Raw genomic sequence first — 22,734 nt, 5'->3', positions numbered from 1 at the left:
AAGACCTTCATTAAAGTTTCGAATACTTCCTGTTTGCATTACCCACTTTATCTATCCTGAAATCTTTTTCAGCTAATCGCACGAAGAAATGGAGGTCCACTCTCCATCAAATTGATTGCGAAACCATGTCATCTGCCTCTTTGCATACCTTCTTGTTCGTGTCTTTGCTGCTTCAATAGCACTGTTAAAGCTTCCATATCCATCTAAATAAGCTATCAATTCACGAAGACCAATAGCTTTCATTGCTGGTAACAGAGGAGAAAGCATAAAGTTTTTCATAATAATGACTTCTTCTAAAGCTCCTTTCTCGAGCATGTGATCAAATCTCTCATTAATGCGCTCATAAAGCAATTGGCGTGGAGGAATGAGAAGGATCTTTTCTGAACGATTTGACGCAATTAAGGGCTCTGTTTGTTGCGCCTGCCACCAACTCAATCTTCTTCCGGTTGTTTCGTATACTTCTAGGGCGCGTGTAATACGTTGACCATCTTGCGAGGAAATTTTTTCACAGAGAAAATTATCAACACGCAATAATTGGCGATAAAGACTTTCTGCCCCTTCTTCATTGAGACGAGATCGCCATTTTTTTCGTACAACATCTGGAACATCGGGTACCTCTGAAATTCCATCCAAAAGAGCGCGAAAATAAAGCCCCGTCCCACCAACAAAAATGAACGATTTTGACGCATATGTATCTAAAAGCTTTTTCACATCGCACAACCACTGCCCTACTGAATAGTGACGGGCGGGATTCACATAACCATAAAGGTAATGTGGAACAATTGCAGTATCTGCTTCTGTCGGTCGAGCCGTCAAAATATTCAAAACATCATAAACCTGCATAGAATCAGCATTTACAATAGCAGCATTCTTTTCTTTTGCTATTTTTAACGCCAAAGCCGACTTACCGCTTGCAGTGGGACCCGCTATCAGAGTAATCGTTCTTTCTGTCATAAATCGGAAACTTTTATGCCTACAAACTAGTGCGAAACGCCTGCAGCTCACTCTCAATTCAGCGTTTTGCTATAAACAAAAAAAATAAATCCTTAAAGTGATGATGAAACATTTATTCACCTAAATAGCAAGGAAGGATATTCTAAGAAAGCCCCCCTCCTTCTCAGCAATGGAGAGCTGCCGCGATATAAACTTTTCAAAATCGTCAAAAAATTCTCCTTGATGCCGAATCTTTGTGAAAACATCTTCCATAAAAATCCTCACCGCAGTCCGCAATAGATAGCATAAACCATCTCTCTGTCAGATGACTCCTTCAACACAAAGACCGGGGATGCTCCCACACGATACCACGTAAATTATTTTAATCACAAAAAACAGCATTCGAGAGTCGTATATCTTGTTTATCAAAAAATGTTCAAAAAACGCGAGAACCCTGCGAAGATACTTTGTCCTTCTTTGCAAACCTCTTCTTCCATTAATAAAAAAGGAAAAGGCACACGAACCGCAGTCAGCTGATCATCATACGTAGCCGTATCTGTGCGAATAAACTATTCCCAAAACTGATAATATTAATCCATTTGGATCGTCACGAATCTTAGCTCCCCGTTCGGACGAGCGATAACGAGAGAAGCACTTTTACGTCCGGCTTCGCGTAATTTGTGAAGCCGTTTTTTTGCTTCATCAATCGTTGTGACCGCACTTTGATTAATATCAACAATCACTTCACCGATGCGAATACTCCTTTTATCAGCTACACTATTTTGTGTAACAGATGTCACAACCAGCCCACTAAGCTTATCAGTGATTGAATAGTTTTCGCGTAAATCAGCTGTCAGTTCAGATAACGTCATGCCCATAAACTGCATCGTCATATTTTCTGATACAGCTCCGCCCTTTGCATCATCAGATTCTTCTTCTGCGTTTTCATCTGCATCTGTCTCGACTAAACGGCCGAGCTTAACCTCTACTGTTTTTGTTCTTCCATCACGGAGAACCGTAACATCTACCACCTTTCCTGCGGGGCTCTCTGCCACTAAACGTGGCAAATCACGCGCGTTCTTAATATCGGCATTTCCAAAGCGGATAATTACATCTCCTACATGCAGCTGGCTATTATCTACTTCTGCGTGTTCCATTTTTCCCGCGATTAATGCCCCAGCCGCGCTATCTAATTTCAAAATCTTTGCAATATCCTCCGTCACTGGTTGAATACGAACAGCCAACCAACCACGTCTTATTTCTCCAAAATCGCGCAACTGATTAATTACGGAAAGTGCCATATCAGATGGTATGGCAAAACCAATACCGATCGACCCTCCAGAAGGCGAAATAATCGCCGTATTAATCCCAATTACCTCACCCTTTCTATCAAACAATGGCCCCCCTGAATTTCCCCTATTAATTGCCGCATCCGTTTGAATAAAATTGTCGTAAGGACCAGCGTTGAGATCACGATTGCGTGCAGAAATGATGCCAACTGTCACACTCCCGCCAAAACCATAAGGATTACCGATAGCCATAACCCAATCACCGATACGCACCTTTTCCGAATCGCCAAAACGCACAGCTGCTAATTTTTTCTCCCCCGCTTTCACTTGAAGCAACGCTAAATCAGTTTTGCTATCTTTTCCAAGTAATTCTGCTTTTAGCTTCGTACCATCCGTGAAATTAACCTCGATATCGTCAGCCTCAACAATGACGTGGTAATTGGTGACAATGAGCCCTTTTTCTGCATCAATCACGAAACCGGAGCCCAGAGAACGTACCTTTTGGAACTGGCTGCCGTTCTGGCCACCCTTAGACGTAAAAAAATCACTGAAATACTCCTGCAGTAAAGAATCCTCCGGGATAACAGGCACAGAAGTATTTTCATCCTGCTCAGTCCCTTCAACAGTCTGTACTGTAGAAATATTTACAACCGTCTTTAAAAGCTCAGCAGCCAAATCAGGAACAGAAAGTGATGTACTTTGCGGAGAAGCAAAACCAGGGAAACTTATCAATCCTGATAAAAATAAAATAACGTAGACAACAATAATTTTTGTGGCAAAGTGCTTTAGAGACATATTTTTACCCACAACATACCTTCAACAAGTGCTGCACGTAGCACCAATGCATTCATTCATGCAAAATCAGTGCAACCCGCAGCAATACTATATCATACTGACCGTAAAAGAAAGAAAACACCAAGCAAACCTCTCATGAAAAGCTCAGCTGTAACAATCAATCGCCTTATCTATTCTTTTCGGACATCTGACTAGCGTTTACTTTCGAAGAAGATGCTTTATTTGCCTGTGACAAGTTACGAAAATAAAAAAAGAAAGCCTCGTCAGGCGAAATCACCATCGGAGTTCTCTCCAAGTTCCTGTACTGTTCCATCGCTAGCCAAAAATCGTAAAAGGGCGGATTAATTCCCCGCACATTCAATAAGATACGAATACTTTCAGCTTGCCCTTCACCACGAGTAATTTCTGCATCACGCTTAGCAGCTGCTACAATTTCTTCATATTCACGATTAGCTTCTGCCACGATACGATCTCGCTCTTGCTGACCACGAGCACGAATATTTTCTGCTGCCGCCTCACGCTCAGCTGCCATTTGTCGGTAAACATCTTCCGAAACAGCATCGGTCAAATCGGTTTTACGAATACGCACATCAACGATAGTTATACCCAAAGAACCCGCATCTACAGAAAACTGTCTCTGCACCTCAGCCATCATAGCGCCCCGTTCATCCGATAAAGCCGCTTTAAATTCTCGCCTACCATAAACAGCACGAAGAGCATCAATAAAACGCGGTGCAAGATTTTCGCGCGCGGCGACTTGCGGTCGCCCTGATGCAATGCGCTGCAAAAACAATTTTGGATCCGTGATACGGTAGATAAAGAATGCGTCCACTTCATAATAAGCACCACCGCGAACCTGTACAGATTGCGTAGGTACATCGTAGCGCAACAATCGGTTATCTATAATGACCACCTTATCCAAAAAAGGAATTTTGAAATAAATACCAGGATCAGGTTCTACTTTTACAATTTGTCCGAAGCGCTTAATTGCTATTTGCTGACGGGGATAGACAACAAAAATTGACATCCATAAAGACACAAAAACAAACGCCACGGCACCACAGATAAACAAAAAACGAGATTGCTGCATAATTTAGTGTCCTCTAGAAATTCCAAGATCGGGTAACGCGGTGGAATAGGCTGATGTTGTCTTTACTCTTTCTGGCTGGTTACTGCGCAGCAGCTCATTTAACGGCAAATAAGGAACCGCAGGAGAATGAGATTGATCTAAAACTAATTTCCCCGGAGAAGAAAGGATACGTCCCATCATCTCCATATAGAGACGATAACGAACCGCATCCGGTGCAATTTCAGCTTCGCGAGCGATAGCTCGGAAACGCTCGGCCCGCCCTGTTGCTTCTTCAACCATTCTAGCCCTCTCACCTTTTGCAATTTCCCGCGTACGCGAAGCCTCACCATTAGCCAAACCGATCTTCGTAAAACGTACACGGTTCCCTTCCTCAATCATTCTCCCACGTTCTTGCTCTGCCTGTTGAACAGAATTAAATGCAGCAGCAACCTTTGTAGGGGGAGCAGCTTCGCTAATTGACACACGACCTATTTCAACACCGAGCTGATATTTATCTACGGTCACCTGAATAATTTTTCTGACGTCCTCAGCAACTTCTTCCTTTTTATCGCGTAGAACATCATCGACTGGCCGAGAACCAATGACTTCACGCATCGCACTCTCAGCGACCTGGCGAACCGTCCCTTCCTGATCATTCACGTTGAATAGAAACTGACTAGGATGTGATATTCTATAATAAACGGAAAAATTGACATTGACGATATTTTGATCGCTGGAAAGCATCAAACCTTCGCTTTGTTGCGCCTGACCAGGTTGACTACCGATCGCTATTGTTTTTTCCGTTAAAGGTACTTTCGTATAAGTCTCAATTGGCCAAAAGTGAAAATGCAAACCATCACCGATAACTTTTTCTTTAGGAACTCCGAAACGCAATTCCACCGCCTGCTCATTTTGCTGAACAATATAAATAGATTGGTACAACCAAAAAAATACAGCAAGCAAAAATAATAGAACAAAAAGCCCACCATCACCAAACTGTTTAAGCTGATTTTGTCCTTTACGTAAAATATCATCGAGATTGGGATTCTTATCCCCACCATTAGCGCCACCCGAACCAAAGAGATTCTTAGTTGGGGTTTTTTTATCACCACCAAGCTTGCTTTTATCGCCACTCCATGGCCCACCACCATTTTGATTTGTCCAGGGCATCATCACCTCTTTAACTTAGTAACACTAATTGCACACAACCACTCGTCTAACCTTATAGGATGCCTTTCATCTGATTACAATACGATTTGCCGGCTCTTTCCACTTGTATCACAAACGACTATCTCCGCTCATAAACAACAAAGCGCGTCGAATGGCTGTCTTTATCTCCGTTTGGAATATACTGTGTCTGCACTATAGTCCACTTCCCCTTGTCAAAAACTGGAAAAAAGCTATCCCCTTCAATGAAATCTAAAACCTCTGTGATAAATATCTTATCAGCAATGTCCAATCCTTGCTGAAAAATCTCACCCCCACCGATAATAAAAATCGCATCAGCACCGCTTTGAGAAGCTACTTTTTTTGCAGTAAAAAGAGCTTGAGACAAAGAATGAGAAACAACAGCGCCCTCAGCAATGAATTGGCGATTGCGGGTAACCACGAGATTCGTTCGCCCCGGCAGAGGGCATCCAATAGAATCCCATGTCTTTCGACCCATGATTATGGGGTTACCGAAAGTCAAAGCCTTAAAGCGTTGCAAATCCGTCGACAAGCGCCAAGGCATCGCCCCCCCACGACCGATGACGCCATTTTGTGCAACGGCAGCAATTAAATAAATCGGAAAATTCATACTGCCACCGGCGCTTTTATATGTGGCTGAGCGTCATAATTAAGCAACTCAAAATCCTCAAATTTAAAAGAAAAAAGGTCCCTCACTGCTGGATTTATATGCATCAACGGTAAAGAGTTTGGCTTACGCAACAATTGGCACTTAGCCTGTTCAAAATGGTTGAAATAAAGATGGGCATCACCAATAGTATGAATAAAATCACCTGCTACGAGGCCACTTACTTGTGCAACCATCATTGTTAGCAACGCATAGGAAGCAATATTGAATGGAAGACCCAAAAAAATATCTGCTGAACGCTGATAAAGTTGGCAAGATAACTCACCATCAGCAACGTAAAACTGAAAAAGACAATGACAAGGCGGTAAAGCCATTTCTTCTATCAGCGCAGGATTCCATGCAGATACAATCAAACGGCGGGAGCTTGGCGTTCTTTTAATCGCGGCTAAGAGATTACTAATCTGGTCAATGTAATGCCCATCAAGAGTCGGCCAAGAACGCCATTGATAACCATAAACAGGGCCGAGATTTCCCTCTTCGTCCGCCCACTCATCCCAAATTGATACGCCGTTTTCTTTCAACCATGCAATATTCGTATCACCCCGAAGAAACCATAAAAGTTCATAAATGATCGAGCGCAAATGCAATCTCTTTGTTGTCAATAAAGGAAACCCAACTCGCAAATCAAACCGCATTTGATGTCCAAAAATCGATCGTGTTCCCACACCCGTCCGATCCACACGATTAATCCCCTGATTTAAAACATGCGATAAGAGATTTAGGTAAGCTTTCATGTAAATATCACAACCAATTCATCCGATTATTAGAGTACAGGACCTTATAAATATAAATTATTCCAGAGCCTAATTAAACCTTCTTTCTTGATAATTAAACCCTCTTTCTCGCTTACTAAGTCTTTTGTACAAGAAATTATCCCCCTCAATAAACTTTTGACGCAAAGGATAAATTAATATAGGATGCCCGAGAAAATAAGAATCCGTAAACGGTTAGGGGGGGTGGCCTTATGAAAAATGAAGCGGTGTTGGAGCCCTATGATACGAAAAAGCGTATTTTGTCTATCGTATCGAGCGCATCGGGGAATCTGGTAGAATGGTATGATTTCTATGTCTATGCTTTTACATCTATTTATTTTTCGTCACAGTTTTTTCCATCGGACGGCGATGTTGTCGTTGAGCTTTTGAAAGCCTCCGCTGTCTTTTTTATCGGCTTTCTTATGCGTCCAATCGGTGGTTGGCTCTTTGGGTTTATTGCTGATCGTTATGGACGAAAACGCTCGATGCTCATCTCCGTTGCCATGATGTGCAGCGGTTCGTTCTTGATTGCTATACTTCCCACTTACGAAACTATCGGAACAGCTGCGGCAATTTTGCTCCTTTTACTCCGTATGCTCCAGGGACTCTCAGTTGGTGGTGAATATGGCACAACAGCAACCTATATGAGCGAAATTGCTCTCAAAAATCACCGAGGTTTCTTTAGCTCTTTTCAATATGCTACACTCATCGGTGGTCAGCTTCTCGCTAGCCTCGTTATGTTTGTTTTAGCACTATATCTTACAGAAGACCAATTAAAGGCCTGGGGATGGCGTATTCCTTTCGCGATTGGTGGATTAGCAGCAATTGTTGCAGTTTATCTCCGCAGTTCTCTTCACGAAACAACCACCGAAGAAGAGCGTGCAAAAAAACAAGCTGGAAGCATTAGGGAGCTCTTACGCAATCATAAAAAAGCTTTTTTTCTTGTCATCGGTTTTACGGCTGGGGGATCCCTCACATTTTATACATACACGACTTATATGCAAAAATATTTGATAACAACGACCGGATTCGACAAGCATACTGCCACAACGATAATGACTGCCGCTCTTTTCGTCTTTATGTTGCTGCAACCCGTATTTGGTTCTTTAGCTGATAAAATTGGGACCAAATCGTCATTACTTATCTGGAGCGCCTTATCTATGATCTGCACAATACCGGGACTCAGAGTAATTGGCAGCACTGACAACACGTGGGTTGCTCTGTCAATTATCATTGGAATGCTCTGCATTATGAGTTTTTACACATCCATCTCTGGTATTATAAAAGCAGAAATGTTTCCTTCTTCAATAAGAGCAATAGGTGTTGGATTATCTTACGCAATTGCCAACGCACTATTTGGCGGTTCTGCTGAATACATCGCGCTTGGATTAAAAGACATTGGACGTGAATCCGTTTTTTATTATTACATAGTCAGCATGATGATCATCGCGTTTATCTCTATCTTCCTGATGCCAGATTCTCGGAAAAGAGGATATCTTTGAGGAGGTAATATGCACCAATTTCCCATATTTTAGATAAAAACGTCCAGGATATTAAGCTTTTACCGTATCGTTTGTAAAAATTGGTGGGGAGGATTCTTTGACAGGTAATTGTCATTAAAGGGAAAGTAGTTGGTCAATGTAGCGACGCAAACTAAAACTAACTGAGAGCATTACCGCTAATCTTATATAAGACTCAAGGCTTCCACTTCTTTCCCCATCATTAATCAATAATGCCCTTCCTTTTTTATAATATGAAACTTTATGTCGTCCCTGAACATCAACTAAAATACAAAAAACAATCAGGAAAAAAATAAGTTATTTATCGTCAGATAAGAGCAACAAACCTGTTAATAAAATAAGTCTGATATAATTGCGCCGCAAATATATTTTATTAAAAATATCAACGTCTTAGTAAAATATAAAAGTATTTTTGATATTCAGTTTCACCAATTGTACAGAAAAAACAACAAGAGTCGTAAAAACACAGCTCGAGTTCTCTCGCTAAAATAGCCTGAATAAAGAATTATGGTCATTAAGTTTTGACGCAAAAGATAAAATACTGTAAACAACCGCTAAAGAATATAATAATAAGAGTTCTGAGATAAAATGAAGAACTTAACTAACGGTAAAGAAAAAGTGCACAAAGGGGGGTATTCTTGTGAAAAATCAAGCAGTGTCGGTGTCGCATGACGTGGAGAAGCGTATTTTGTCCGTTGTATCGAGCGCATCGGGGAATTTGGTAGAATGGTATGATTTCTACGTCTATGCTTTTGCATCTATTTATTTTTCATCACAGTTTTTTCCATCGGACGGCGATGTTGTCGTTGAGCTTTTGAAAGCCTCCGCTGTCTTTTTTATCGGCTTTCTTATGCGTCCAATCGGTGGTTGGCTCTTTGGGTTTATTGCTGATCGTTATGGACGAAAACGCTCGATGCTCATCTCCGTTGCCATGATGTGCAGCGGTTCATTCTTAGTTGCTATACTTCCCACTTACGAAACTATCGGAACAGCCGCGGCAGTTTTGCTCCTTCTACTTCGTATGCTCCAAGGGCTCTCAGCAGGTGGAGAATATGGTACGGCCGCAACTTACATGAGTGAAATCGCTCTTAAAAACCGCCGTGGTTTTATTGCCTCTTTTCAATCTGCTACGCTCATCGGCGGTCAGCTTCTCGCTAGTCTCGTTATATTCATCCTAGCACTGTATCTGACAGAAGATCAATTAAGGGCATGGGGATGGCGCATTCCTTTCGCGATTGGTGGATTAGCAGCAATTGTCGCAGTTTATCTCCGCCGTTCTCTTCATGAAACAACCACTAAAGAAGAGCGCACAAAACAACGTTCAGGGAGTATAAAAGAACTTTTATGCAATCATACAAAGTCTTTCTTTCTGATAGTTGTGTTTTCAGCTGGAGGATCACTAGCATTTTACACATACACGACTTATATGCAGAAATATCTGGTTACTACGGCTGGATTTGATAAACACACCGCTACAACGATAATGACTGCTGCTCTCTTCATTTTCATGCTAATGCAGCCCGTATGTGGTGCCCTGGCTGACAAAATTGGAGTAAAAACTGTAATTCTTATTTGGAGTGTATTAGCCGCTATTTTTACACTACCTGGAATGAAGATCATCAGAAGCACTGACAGCGCGTGGATTGCTCTGTTGGTGATTGTTGGGTTGTTCTTCATTATGAGTTTTTATACATCTATCTCTGGAATCGTAAAGTCAGCAATGTTTCCTTCTTCGGTAAGAGCGATAGGCGTTGGAATGTCTCATGCCATCGGCAATGCACTGCTTGGCGGTTCTGCGGAGTATGTCGCACTGAAACTGAAAGATATTGGATATGAACCCATCTTCTACTACTATATAACCGGTATGATGCTGGTTGCATTTGCTGCACTTCTTTTTGCACCAAACGTCAAAACAGAAGGGTATCTTACGGATGACGACATGTACTGAAATTTAACGTTAATATCTTATCATCACAGCTTATAAATTTTGTATTTTTGTAATCTTTACATAAAATACAATGCGAGTATCACATGTAATTTATGGGCTGTGGTGACTATTTATGTGCCATAAGGAAAACTACGTAGCTTTTTCTTGGTTTTTAGGTATCATGTTTTTCAACCCTTGAAATATTTGACCTTTTACTCGTCAGCATCTAGAGTGTTTGAAATTATTTTTCAACAGCTCAAAATTTTTTAAGTACGATGCAGAAAGTTTCGATATATTCCGATCTCTCGCATTAAAAGCCAGCATGGAGACTGAATCGTCATTGCGGCTTAATAGGCCCCGGGCCATATGATTTAACGTCCGCGAAATTGTCTATCGCCCCGCTATCTACACTCTATAATCTCTTAAAAAAATCTCTTAAAAAATTGGTAATTGCTGTTTCAGCCGCATCATACAGTCGATAATTAACCAGGAAAGTTAAAATATTAACACTCCCCTCTTTTCCAAAGGTCACTCTTCATCTATATTTAAGGTGCTGGCTTGCTGGCTATGGTAATAAATGAACAATGGAATAAACTCGTTGGACCCGGGGGCGGTACCCGGCGCCTCCACCAAAGTGTAATGCATAAAAATTGCGTTTTTGCGGGGGCGAAATAGGATCGACAAGGGCGTAAAGATTGCTTTTTTACTCGGCATGGTACCACCGTTATCGGACTAAATTAGTAGTTGCAAATGACAACTATGCGGAAGCACGCCTCGCTGCTTAATGCGGTGTGGATGTTTCGAATTGAGCCTTAAATCGTCGCAGATTTAAGCGGGGTCCGGAGGCACCTGGCAACAGAAGCCTTCACTTTTTCGACGTCATTGATTGGTCTTTCAGACATTGTTTGTCGTTTTTTTCGTTTTCGTCGATTAGTCGATTAATTGGGTGCATAGTGGGTAAAATGTTGCTAACCCGGAGAAATATTTCGTTGCGCAGTTATTGTTCGTGCTCGGTAGTTTTGTGAAACAAAAGGGATAAACTTCTATGGTTCAAGATCAAATCCGTTACGATGTTCTCGTCCAGGACGCACTGCGTGGGGTTATACGAAAAGTTTTATTGGAAGTCGCCAAAGCAGGTCTTCCGGGCCACCATCATTTTTTCATCACCTTTTTGACAAATGCGCCGGGAGTGAGAATTTCTAGTCGATTGAAAAATCGCTATCCTGAGCAGATGACAATTGTGCTGCAGCACCAATTTAGAGACCTGAGTGTATTGGAAACTGCTTTTGAAGTGACCCTCTCTTTTAAAGAAATCAGTGAAAAATTAGTTATTCCTTTTGCCGCTATTCAGGTATTTTATGATCCTGTGGCCGCATTCGAAGCAGCATTTGATTTGCCTTCGAGCCCAGCTTCCAGAGCAGATGAGGATTCAAGGACTTCCGCGAGTACTCCCGCTGTTCCGTCAAGCAAACAAAAGCCGAAAAGTGCTTCGGTAAAAGAACAAAGCTTTGAAGTAAATAAAGAACTTTCAGACGGTGATTCTAAACAGAACGCTGATTCTAAACAAAGCGCTGACGTGGTTTCCTTAGATTCTTTTCGAAAAAAGTAAGCGAGTTTTCTTATGACCGAACTGATTAATCTTCGTCGCTTCAGAAAACAAAAGAAGCGTATAGAAGGGGAAATTCGCGCGGAAGAGAACCGTCATCGTTTCGGAAGAACAAAAGCTGAGAAGCTATTTTGCCGAAGAGAATCCCTTAAAACTGAGAATTTTTTGGACCGGAATCGTTTGCGTGATGATGAATGAGAGTAGAAAATGCACACGAATGATCTTATTAACTGGTCCGAGGCGATTCCAAAAAAGGTGTCCGTTCGCATTGATGGACACTCAACCAGTGTGTCTTTAGAACAGCCATTTATAGACATTCTCAAAGCCATAGCAGATGGAAAAGGACAGACTTTAGCTTTTGTCATCAGTGATATCGACAGCAAAAGACCACCGCAGATAAACCTTTCAGCCTCGTTGCGCATTTATGCGCTCCAGAGCGTCCTTAGGCAGCGTCTTTGATATTTTGCATTTATTTTCATTTTTTTGCAATTTTTACCTTTTCTTCAATAATGGAAAGATACTCCTCAATTTTCTTAAGAAAAGGCTCTTTTAGACCTAGCGCTCAGATAAAAAAAGTATTACACAGCGGAGTGTGATGAATAATTTTCCCGATCCTATGTCATTTTTCGAAGGTGGATCCTCTTCTCAGGATGATGAGGGTAGCTCTGGGGTGATTCATCACGCTGTGGCAGAAAGAAAAAAATTGCAACGTGGCCCTGATTATTTAGAAAAACTCAATCCTGAACAAAGGCAAGCCGTACTGAATACAGAGGGACCTCTTTTAGTTCTTGCCGGTGCAGGAACCGGGAAAACACGCGTTTTGACCACCCGCATTTCTCATATTTTGCGCCATAAGTTAGCCTCCCCTAAACAGATACTCGCTGTCACTTTCACCAACAAAGCAGCAAATGAAATGAAAACACGTATTGGTGAGCTCATTGGTGAAATCGTTGAAGGCATGCCCTGGCTTGGAACATTCCATTCCACCGGTGCAAAAATTTTGCGCCGACACGCAGAAGTCATTAATTTAAAGAATAACTTCACAATTCTTGATAGTGACGATGTCGTTCGCCTTGTGAAACAGCTGATTCAAGCTGAAGGACTAGACGATAAACGCTGGCCAGCGCGTAATTTTGCAATGATGATCAGTTCTTGGAAAAATCAGGGCCTCCTGCCAGAGCGTATTTCAGAGAGCGATGCTCACTCCTTTGGAAATAGCATGGGACGAAAGCTTTATCGTAATTATCAAAATCGGCTGCAGGTTCTCAATGCCTGTGATTTTGGCGATCTTCTGCTTCATCCTATTTCTATCTTCCAGCATAATCCGGACATTCTTCGTGAATATCACGCGAAATTTAATTATATTCTTGTAGATGAATATCAAGATACGAATACAGCACAATATCTTTGGCTTCGCCTTCTAGCACAGCGACCCAAGGGGGAACATGTCAACCTTTGTTGTGTTGGCGATGATGATCAATCTATTTATGGGTGGCGTGGCGCCAAAGTTGACAATATATTGCGCTTTGAAAAAGATTTTCCTTCCGCGAAAATCATTCGTTTAGAACGTAATTATCGCTCGACGCCGCATATTCTCAAAACAGCTTCTCATTTGATTTCCCATAATCAAGGCAGATTTGGGAAGGCACTTTTTTCCGACAAAATAAATGCCGAAGAAGAAAAAGTAAAAATTCATTCTGCGTGGGATTCAGGAGAAGAAGCGCGTGCAATTGGAGAGGAAATTGAACGAGCACAACGAGCTGGTCATCCATTAAATAGTGTGGCTATACTGGTGCGCGCATCATTCCAAATGCGTGAATTTGAAGATCGCTTTGTTACGATCGGCCTTAATTACCGAGTTGTTGGTGGTCCGCGCTTCTATGAACGAATGGAAATTCGTGATGCTATGGCTTACCTGCGCGTTGTCACTCAACCAGCAGATGATTTGGCTTTTGAACGTATAATAAATACACCAAAACGCGGATTGGGAGACGCAACCTTACGCTATCTTTACGAGAGCGCACGTACACGAGCCGTTCCTTTATTCACCGCAGCCGCCGAAATAATTGAAACGGATGAACTAAAACCAAAAGTACGCAGTGCTTTACGAAAGGTTGTTGAAGATTTTCATCGTTGGCAAAATATGCTGCGGTATACACCTCATAGAGAACTCACCGAAATCATACTCGATGAGTCAGGATATACAGCTATGTGGCTAGAGGATCGCTCACCAGAAGCACCGACACGACTAGAAAACTTAAAAGAAATGGTCCGTTCCATGGAGCAATTCGAAAGCCTCCACGGCTTTTTGGAGCACGTTGCACTGGTGATCGACTCTGAAAATAATGAAAATGTGGATGCGGTTAATATTATGACACTTCACTCCGCGAAGGGGCTTGAATTTGAAACAGTTTTCCTTCCTGGCTGGGAAGAAGGACTCTTTCCTCACCAGCGCTCACTAGATGACGGCGGACGCTCGGGATTGGAAGAGGAGCGGCGGCTGGCTTATGTGGGATTAACGAGGGCAAAAAAGTATCTGCATATATGGTTCGTATCTAATCGAAGAGTTCATGGACTTTGGCAGACCGCAATCCCTTCTCGTTTCCTTGATGAATTGCCGGAAGAACACGTAGAATTCATGGAAAGAGAAATATCCTATGGGGGTTATGGAAAATCAGGCTCTAGGCATAAGAATTCCCCTTACAAGTACCCGACACAAAAATGGAGGCATACTCCACAGAAAGATGTCAAAGAGGAAATTGATCAATCAATATCTGATGCACAACCAAATTTTGCGATTAATGATCGAATTTTCCACATAAAATTCGGTTACGGACGTGTCTCGGCAGTGGACGGCAATAAACTAACCATTATGTTTGATAAGGCTGGCGAGAAGCGTGTATTGGATAATTTTGTAAGCAAAACCTAATGGACATATAATGAGGTTTCTTCCCGAGATATTTCCTGGATAAGAATCTAAATAAATAAGGGATAAGGGGCCATTTTGGAAATTATTTTTCTCCACGAGGATGTGGTGCTTCGTATTGGATTATGCATCGTAGTTTCCGCCGAAACAGCAACCTCACAGAACCGCATCGTGGTGTGTGCGTTGTGTTACCTAAGAAATGCGCCGTCGGTATCCGAATCCACCTCACGAGAGTGCACGCGACACCTCCGCACACGGCGCGCACCCCCACAACAGCAGCCGCACACTGTAACGGTGTATCTGTGTATTAAGATCCGCCCTTTTTAAAGCGCACTGACGCACGCGCAACGAAATGTCATAAAACGAAATCTAGCTTTCCCTCTATCTTTATACGACATAAACGCTCCCATAGTGTAGGGAGCCGTTCGAGATCAAAGATTCTGCCTTACAAAACGGATATTTTTGGGATGTTTATTAACTTTACGTCGATTGTTTTTTCGAGAATAATGTGAGAAACTGCAGCTGTCAAACGAACGAAGCCGATTATGGGAGGATGCGGAGTGGATTTATTGGTGCCGTATTTTTTTATTTTGTTAAGAGTCGAGTTATGAAAAATGTAATGTATATACTGGGAATAACGGTCGTTTTCTTTGTTGGAGTTTTTGTTTACGATTCGTTCAAAAATAAGCCTCTAGGCGGTGATTTTGTGCTTATAGATTCTGATGGGCGAACCGTAACACAAGCAGACATTCGTAGCAGACCTTCGGCGATTTTCTTTGGATTTACTATGTGTCCTGAAAGCTGTCCCGTTACGTTGGCCAATCTTGATCGTTGGCTCACAGAACTTGGTAAAAAAGCCGATAAATTAGGGGTATGGTTTGTCACTGTTGATCCTGAACGTGATACACCAGAGGTGCTCCATGATTATCTCAGTAATTTTACCAGTAAAATTACTGGTATCAGTGGAGAACCTGAAAAGGTCCATGCGATGGTAGACTCTTTTAATATCGTCGCTGAGAAAGTACCTGGGATGAACGGAAACTACACTTTTAACCACACAGCAGCGATTTTTCTGCTAAAAAAGGGTGGGAAGCTGTCTGGTGTCATTCCTTATGAAACTGGGGATATTGATTATGATGTAAAAGACGAAATTGCTATTAAGCAATTGAGAAAACTCGTCTCTAACCAGGATTAGAAGAAAGTGTGATATGTCTCAGCAAGTTCGTTTATGTTATGCCGCTTTCAAAAGCGAAGCGGAGAGGTTTTATGCTTTCATGGAAACAGCTTTTGACGAAAAAGGATATCCTCTTGGACTCACAGAGATAGACGAAAAAAATTCCATCTACGAACTTTCGCTTTATGTGGACAAGGAACATCACGTGAATGTTTTGAATCAGTTTGCAAGTATTCTTTCTGTGGATCCTAGTAAAATCAGTATAGAAGTTGTACCCGACATTGATTGGGTTCAACGAAGTCTAGAAGGGTTGACGCCTGTGCGTTCGGGTCCGTTCTTTTTGCATGGGAGTCATAACAGAGATCAGATTCCACCCGGTGTTTTTCCCATTGAAATTGAAGCTAATCAAGCCTTTGGTACTGGACATCATGGAACGACGGCTGGCTGTTTGGAAATGATTGCTAAAGTGATGAACAATGAGAATCCACAAAATGCCCTTGATCTTGGTACTGGTAGTGGTGTTCTTGCCATTGGCATAGCAATGCTCAAACCCATCAAAGTACTTGCGTCTGATATTGACCCTGTTGCCATTCAAGTTGCACAGCATAATATTGAACTCAATGGTGTAAAAAAATATATCACAGCCGTTACGGCTGTTGGCTTCAACCATAACGATATTGCATCGCGCGCACCTTTTGATCTCATCGTTGCTAATATTCTTGCTCGTCCTCTCATTGGTCTTGCGCAAGAAATGGTACAAGCGCTTAAAAAAAGTGGATCCATTATATTGTCTGGTGTGCTTGAAGAACAGCACTCTCATGTCTTAGAAGCTTATGAAAAGCAGGGGCTTGAGCATGTTGAAACATACTGCCGTCAAGGGTGGGTTACTATACATTTAAGATAAAAAAGGGGAGATCCTTATGTATCAATCTTTCGAGACGGCAACAAATCCAAATACTGCAGAACGTATTTCTTTACTTCGTAGAGAGCTCGTTCGTCTCGGGCTGGATGGTTTTCTTGTTCCACGTGCAGATGAACATCAAGGAGAGTATGTTCCCCCACATGCTCAACGCCTTGGCTGGTTAACGGGCTTTACCGGATCATCTGGAATCGCACTCATTTTGAAAAATAAGGCTATAATATTCACAGATGGGCGCTATAAACTCCAAGTTCGTAAACAAACAGATCCATGCCTTTTTGATTATGAAGATCTGATAACTTGCCCACCGTCGCAATGGTTCAGGCAAAATAAGCAAAGTTTATCCATTGGCTTCGATCCCTGGCTTCATACAATTTCAGCTACTGAACTATTGAAAAAAACATTAGAATCTGAAACGGGTGGAAGACTCGTTGCAGTTCAAAAAAATCTCGTCGACCTTATTTGGTACGATCAGCCACAATTACCGCAGTCTAATTTATCGATTCATCCCCTCAAATATGCGGGATGTGATGCTGATGAGAAACTAAAATTGATTCGTAAAAACATACGACAGGCTAATGCAAACGCTTTTATTTTTACGGATCCTTCTTCCATTGCGTGGACATTCAACATACGTGGGAACGATGTTTCCAATACACCTTTGCCCCTTTGTTTTGCTATTGTTTCAACCCAGGAAATGCCGTCTTTATTCATTGATAGCAATAAACTTGGTGTAAAGCAGAAGCAATATCTAGAAAATTATGTAGAGTTGTACCAACCTGAGCAATTTATTTCAAAAATTCAAGATTATCTTCAAAAAGAAACAGTTTTTGCGTTGGACCCACGACTAACTTGTGAAAAATTGCGCACTGTTATTTCAAAATATGGAAAATCTTTCGTTTCACTCACTGATCCTGCTGCCCTACCGCGTGCTATTAAAAACGATACGGAACTGGATGGTGCACGCAAAGCGCATTTACGTGATGGTGTGGCATTAACCCGTTTTCTTTCTTGGCTAGATAGACAGGCACCGGGTACGGTGAGTGAGATTTCTTCTGCTAAAAAATTAGAGCAATTCCGTGTAATTACAGGGAACGAAATGGGAGAAAAACTCGAGGATTTATCCTTTGATACAATCTCAGGAGCAGGTGCAAACGGTGCGATCATTCATTATCGTGTGACGACCGAAACAAATAAGAAACTAAATGCAGGTGAGCTTTATCTTGTCGATTCAGGTGGACAATATCGTGATGGCACTACAGATGTTACACGCACGGTAGCGATTGGCAAAATTGGTGAAGGAGAAAAGTACTGTTTTACTCTTGTTCTTAAGGGCATGATTGCTATTTCAACTGCACGATTTCCGAGAGGGACACGTGGGCAAGATATTGATGTTTTGGCGCGCATTGCATTGTGGAAAGCCGGCTTTGATTACGCCCATGGAACTGGTCATGGCGTTGGATCGTACCTCTCTGTTCACGAAGGACCACAAAATCTTTCGCGCCGGGGGAGCCAAGAACTGATCCCTGGAATGATTGTTTCTAACGAGCCTGGATACTACCGTGAAGGTGCTTTTGGTATTCGTATTGAAAATTTAATGATTGTGAGACCTGCACAAAAAATTAACGATGGAGACGTAGAAATGCTGTCGTTTGAAACGCTTACAAATTGCCCCATCGATCGACGGCTAATTTTACCAGAACTTTTGACATTGGAAGAACGAGAATGGATCAATGAGTACCATACCCATGTTTATCGGACCAACGCACCTTATTTAAATGAAGAAGACAGAAAATGGATAAAAGAAGCGACAATGCCAATTTAAGCAGATAAACGAACAATGTTTTTTATGGAGCGTTTCTTTTTCAATGATGGGCTGTGTGATCGTATTATTTGGTGACACACAGAGTTCCTTGGAGTTGGAGTTTGCCAATGTTTTTTTGAAACTTATACATAAAGGGGATAATGGTATTCTAGCCTAGTATCAATGTAAATAATTAGGCGTTACTGGTCTGCTCTTCGCCATCCTTGCGTAAGAAAATCTCAGGCATATTGTCCCTTGATCAATTGCAGCCACATCTCCTCGTCCATGACCTTAATATCTAATTCTTTTGCTTTAGCCAATTTTGACCCTGCTTCTGATCCTACAACAAGAAAGTCCGTTTTCTTGGAAACAGAATTTGATGTCTTTGCTCCTAATCTCTCTGCCAATGCCTTTGCTTCATCGCGTGACATGTACTCTAAAGTTCCCGTAAAAACGATTGTTTTTCCTGCTACTGGCGAATAAAATGTTACCGGGGATTCCTCGTCGAGAGGCGATACTTCCTCAAGCAAGGTGGATAAAATTTCGCGATTATGTGTTTCTTGATAAAAATCAACAATTGCTCTACCTACTCTCGGCCCAATTCCTTCGATATTGGTTAACTCCTTCCAGACATCATTGCCCTCTTCCCCCACTTCGTCGTGTGGAGCAATGGCTGCTGTTACCACAGCCTCAAATGCCGCGTAATTTTGATAAGCATGTGCAAGACGCCGCGCATTGACCTCTCCAACGTAGCGAATGCCCAATGCAAATAAGAAACGGCTCAGAGGAATTTTTCGGCGAGCGTTAATGGCATCATATAGCTTACGAACTGAAACAGTACCGAAACCTTCCATATTCTCCAAACGCGTCAGAGATCTTTCCTGACGCCGTTGCAAAGTAAAAATATCGGCTGGTGTATGAATACACAACGTTTTATCTTGCGCGTAAAAAAAGAATTCTACCTGCTTTCTACCGAGCCCCTCAATATCAAAAGCATCACGCGAAACAAAATGACGAATGCGCTCAATCGCTTGTGCTGAACAAATAAGCCCACCTGTGCACCGACGCACAGCCTCTCCGTCTTCACGAACAGTACGACTCCCACAAACTGGACATAAGTGGGGAAAGACAAAAGCAGAAGCGTTCTTCGGACGATTTTCGGCAACAACATCAACAATTTGAGGAATTACATCTCCAGCACGCTGCACAACGACTGTATCCCCGATACGAATATCGCGTCCTTCACGAATTTTCTCATTTTTATGACCGATTCCCTTGATATAATCCTCGTTATGCAAACTTGCATTAGTGATTACCACACCACCAACAGTAATAGGCATAAGGCGTGCGACAGGCGTTAATGCGCCGGTTCGACCAACCTGAATATCAATTCCTTCTAAAATTGTCGTAGCTTTTTCTGCTGGAAACTTGTGCGCAATCGCCCAACGAGGTGAACGGGATACAGACCCCAAGCGCATTTGTAGCTTCAGATCGTCAACCTTATAGACAATTCCGTCAATATCGTAGCTCAAAAAATGACGACGCGTTTCGATATCATGATAGTACAAAATTAGCTCTTCTACTGTATTAAAAACTTTTGTTAACGGATTAATGACAAAGCCATAGTTTTGAAACTTTTCCATCATACCCATTTGGCTTTCTGCAAATACTTCACTCACTTCACCACAAGCATAGGCGAAAAATTTGAGCTTTCTACTGGCAGTTACCCGTGAATCAAGCTGACGTAAAGAACCAGCCGCTGCATTTCTGGGATTAGAAAAAGTTAGTCTACCATTCTCCCGTTGACTTACGTTGAGCGCCTGAAAATCCTCCTTATTCATGTAAATTTCTCCCCGAACTTCAACGACGTCGGGAAACTCGCCCTGCAAAGTATGTGGAATATCAAAAATTTTTCGTGCATTCGCAGTTACATTTTCACCGACATGCCCATCACCACGGGTTACAGCACGTATGAGCTTTCCTTTTTCATAGCGCAAAGATAAAGATAAGCCGTCGATCTTTGGCTCAGCCGTCATTGCTAAAACTTGAGTTTCTGGAAGACGTAAAAAGCGACGAATCCGCTCGATGAAGTCACTGACATCTTCGGGACTAAATGCATTATCAAGCGAGAGCATAGCTTGTGTATGAATAGCTTTTTCAAATTTTTCAGAAACTGGTGCCCCAATTTTATGCGAAGGAGAGTCTGGACGAATTAACTCAGGAAACAGAGCTTCAATCTCTGTGTTACGGCGACGAAGAGCGTCGTATTCCGCATCAGAAATTTCAGGGCAGTTCTTATCATTATAAAGCACGTCATGACGCGAAATCTCTTTTGCCAACCATTCTAACTCATGTTCTGCTTCAAGAGCTGTTAATTTTTTAATTGCATCCTTTTTCATAAATCTATCCCAGTCATGAGCAACAGCTACCAACTTTGTATTATAAACGTAGCAAAAATAAACGCGTTTTCATTAAATATTAATTGCCTGTCAATTATCCCTGAGCAAGCAGCTTTTGAGCTGCCGCGCGCGCTTCTTCAGTAATATTCTCCCCTGCTAACATGCGCGCAATTTCTTCTATACGCTCATGCTCTTCCATTTTATAAACGGCTGTAGCAAAATGCCCTTTAACACCGCGTTCAGTTTTTGAAATAAGAAAATGGCTGTGTGCCTTGGACGCTATCTGCGGTGCATGCGTTACAGAAAAGACCTGAACATTTTTTGATAAACACTGTAATCTTTGTCCGATAGCAGCAGCTACAGCTCCGCCAACTCCCGTATCAATTTCATCGAAAATCAATGTAGGAGCTGACGCACGATCAGATAAAACAACCTTTAATGCCAACAAAAAGCGAGACAGCTCACCACCAGAAGCGACACTGAACATCGGCCCAGCTCGTGTTCCAGGGTTTGTCCGCACCCAATATTCAACACGATCTATACCCTCTGAAGTGCACTTTTCAGCGTCACTTTGCATTTCAACGATAAATTCTGCCTTTTCTAATTTCAATGCAGGCAGCTCAGCCATAACACTTTTAGACAAACGGTTTGCTGCTTCTCGACGCTTCATCGATAACGATTGCGCCAACACATCATAGTTTTTTTTAGCTTCCCGCACTTCTTCTTCAAAATGTATCAATGTAGTTTGAGCTTCTTCAAAGTCAGCAAGCTTAGCCTCCATTTTATCACGCAGCTCAGCCAATTCATCAGCAGGAACGTGATATTTACGAGCAATCCCCCGAAGAGTGAAAAGACGCTCCTCTACCCGCTCCAATTCATAAGTATCGAAATCTAATTCCTGTATCGCAGCTTCTATACCCTCTTGTGCTGTTGCAAGTGCGTGCAACGCATCATCAATAGATTTCACGATAGGTTCAATTATAGTTTGTGCCTCAGAACTTTTTCGTTCTAAACGTCTCACTAAATTAGCAAGAACAGGAATTGGCGATTTTGAACTGCTTAAAAGATCATCAGCTTCCTTAATATCCGTCGCTATTTTCTCAAATTTGAGCATGTCCGCGCGACGAAGAGATAACTTCTCTTCTTCACCAACCTGAAAACCAAGTGTATCAAGCTCTTCCACACACGCACGGAGATAATCAGCTTCACGTACGGCATCTTCTACCTTGATACGCTGTCGTTGCAACAGCTCTTCAAATTCACGCCATACTCGATAACATCGACGCAAATTTTCCGTTTCGCCTTCAAGTCCACCAAAAGCATCTAGTAACTCACGGTGTATAGCTACATCAACAAGCGCACGATCATCGTGTTGTCCATGAATCTCGACCAACATGCGCCCAACGCTTCGCATCAACGCAACACTGGCCACATGGTCATTAATAAATACACGACTGCGACCATCGCTTGATTGGACACGCCGCAAAATGATATCTCCAGTATCATCGAATCCGCTTTCACGGACAATTTTTCGTGCAGGATGCTCGGCGGGTACATCAAAAACGGCTGTCACTTGCCCCTGTGTCGCACCATGACGCACGAGCGAGGCATCCCCACGCCCACCAAGCGCTAGCGACAAAGCATCAAGCAGAATAGACTTTCCCGCGCCCGTTTCCCCGGTAAAAACCGACAAACCCGCCGTAAAATGAATATCGAGCGTTTCGATCAAAACAATATTGTGAATCGAAAGCTGTACCAGCATATAA

Annotated in this window: 17 protein-coding genes and 1 other RNA gene; 10 read left to right on the top strand and 8 right to left on the bottom strand. The window is 42.2% G+C overall.

Annotation, left to right across the window (positions count from 1 at the left end; translation table 11 throughout):
* Positions 1–72 precede the first annotated feature (72 nt).
* The 6 genes from miaA to WCP75_RS01830 all read right to left on the bottom strand — a co-directional run bounded on the left by miaA (position 73) and on the right by WCP75_RS01830 (position 6,675).
* A complete protein-coding gene (miaA, locus tag WCP75_RS01855; protein WP_336276553.1) occupies positions 73–954 on the bottom strand; it encodes a tRNA (adenosine(37)-N6)-dimethylallyltransferase MiaA in 882 nt (293 codons plus the stop codon).
* A gap of 569 nt (positions 955–1,523) precedes the next feature.
* On the bottom strand, positions 1,524–3,017 hold the full coding sequence (locus tag WCP75_RS01850; RefSeq protein WP_336276552.1) for a Do family serine endopeptidase: 1,494 nt from the start codon (positions 3,015–3,017) through the stop codon (positions 1,524–1,526).
* A gap of 166 nt (positions 3,018–3,183) precedes the next feature.
* Positions 3,184–4,107, bottom strand: coding sequence for a protease modulator HflC (hflC, locus tag WCP75_RS01845; RefSeq protein WP_336276551.1), 924 nt, complete (start codon positions 4,105–4,107; stop codon positions 3,184–3,186).
* A gap of 3 nt (positions 4,108–4,110) precedes the next feature.
* Positions 4,111–5,256, bottom strand: a complete 1,146-nt coding sequence (hflK, locus tag WCP75_RS01840; RefSeq protein WP_336276592.1) for an FtsH protease activity modulator HflK — start codon at positions 5,254–5,256, stop codon at positions 4,111–4,113.
* Positions 5,257–5,374: 118 nt separating this feature from the next.
* The gene (locus WCP75_RS01835) at positions 5,375–5,884 is read right to left on the bottom strand and encodes a dihydrofolate reductase (RefSeq protein WP_336276550.1); all 510 of its coding nucleotides are present in this window, start codon (positions 5,882–5,884) and stop codon (positions 5,375–5,377) included.
* Positions 5,881–6,675 carry a thymidylate synthase gene (locus WCP75_RS01830; RefSeq protein ID WP_336276549.1) on the bottom strand — a complete coding sequence of 265 codons (795 nt, stop codon included), beginning with the start codon at positions 6,673–6,675 and terminating at the stop codon, positions 5,881–5,883. Before WCP75_RS01830 ends, WCP75_RS01835 begins: the two co-directional genes overlap by 4 nt.
* Before the next feature lie 230 nt (positions 6,676–6,905).
* Here WCP75_RS01830 and WCP75_RS01825 point away from each other — a divergent pair, with 230 nt between their 5' ends.
* The 10 genes from WCP75_RS01825 to WCP75_RS01780 all read left to right on the top strand — a co-directional run bounded on the left by WCP75_RS01825 (position 6,906) and on the right by WCP75_RS01780 (position 18,590).
* Entirely contained in the window at positions 6,906–8,195 is a 1,290-nt protein-coding gene (locus WCP75_RS01825; RefSeq protein WP_336276548.1) for an MFS family transporter, read from the top strand.
* A 658-nt stretch (positions 8,196–8,853) separates the two neighbouring features.
* Positions 8,854–10,161 (top strand): MFS family transporter, encoded by a 1,308-nt coding sequence (locus WCP75_RS01820; RefSeq protein WP_336276547.1) that lies wholly within the window; start codon positions 8,854–8,856, stop codon positions 10,159–10,161.
* A gap of 492 nt (positions 10,162–10,653) precedes the next feature.
* Positions 10,654–11,010: a transfer-messenger RNA gene (gene ssrA / locus WCP75_RS01815) on the top strand.
* Positions 11,011–11,185: 175 nt separating this feature from the next.
* A complete protein-coding gene (locus WCP75_RS01810) occupies positions 11,186–11,749 on the top strand; it encodes an SspB family protein (RefSeq protein ID WP_336276546.1) in 564 nt (187 codons plus the stop codon).
* 12 nt (positions 11,750–11,761) lie between these two features.
* A complete protein-coding gene (locus WCP75_RS01805; protein ID WP_336276545.1) occupies positions 11,762–11,944 on the top strand; it encodes a DUF4169 family protein in 183 nt (60 codons plus the stop codon).
* A 9-nt stretch (positions 11,945–11,953) separates the two neighbouring features.
* Positions 11,954–12,205: a ribbon-helix-helix domain-containing protein gene (locus tag WCP75_RS01800; RefSeq protein ID WP_336276544.1), complete on the top strand. Its 252-nt coding sequence runs from the start codon at positions 11,954–11,956 to the stop codon at positions 12,203–12,205.
* 136 nt (positions 12,206–12,341) lie between these two features.
* Entirely contained in the window at positions 12,342–14,675 is a 2,334-nt protein-coding gene (locus tag WCP75_RS01795; RefSeq protein ID WP_336276543.1) for an ATP-dependent helicase, read from the top strand.
* A gap of 604 nt (positions 14,676–15,279) precedes the next feature.
* Positions 15,280–15,867, top strand: a complete 588-nt coding sequence (locus WCP75_RS01790; RefSeq protein ID WP_336276542.1) for an SCO family protein — start codon at positions 15,280–15,282, stop codon at positions 15,865–15,867.
* 13 nt (positions 15,868–15,880) lie between these two features.
* Positions 15,881–16,750, top strand: a complete 870-nt coding sequence (locus WCP75_RS01785; RefSeq protein ID WP_336276541.1) for a 50S ribosomal protein L11 methyltransferase — start codon at positions 15,881–15,883, stop codon at positions 16,748–16,750.
* 16 nt (positions 16,751–16,766) lie between these two features.
* Positions 16,767–18,590, top strand: coding sequence for an aminopeptidase P family protein (locus WCP75_RS01780; RefSeq protein WP_336276540.1), 1,824 nt, complete (start codon positions 16,767–16,769; stop codon positions 18,588–18,590).
* Between the two features lie 218 nt (positions 18,591–18,808).
* Here the strand turns inward: WCP75_RS01780 and ligA are convergent, their stop codons facing one another.
* Complete coding sequence (gene ligA / locus WCP75_RS01775) at positions 18,809–20,968, bottom strand: NAD-dependent DNA ligase LigA (protein WP_336276539.1); 2,160 nt, start codon at positions 20,966–20,968, stop codon at positions 18,809–18,811.
* A 94-nt stretch (positions 20,969–21,062) separates the two neighbouring features.
* Positions 21,063–22,730: a DNA repair protein RecN gene (recN, locus tag WCP75_RS01770; protein ID WP_336276538.1), complete on the bottom strand. Its 1,668-nt coding sequence runs from the start codon at positions 22,728–22,730 to the stop codon at positions 21,063–21,065.
* Positions 22,731–22,734 lie beyond the last annotated feature (4 nt).

Source organism: Bartonella numerosa (assembly GCF_037070845.1).
Lineage (GTDB): Bacteria > Pseudomonadota > Alphaproteobacteria > Rhizobiales > Rhizobiaceae > Bartonella.
This window is presented reverse-complemented; position numbering and strand designations above follow the sequence as displayed.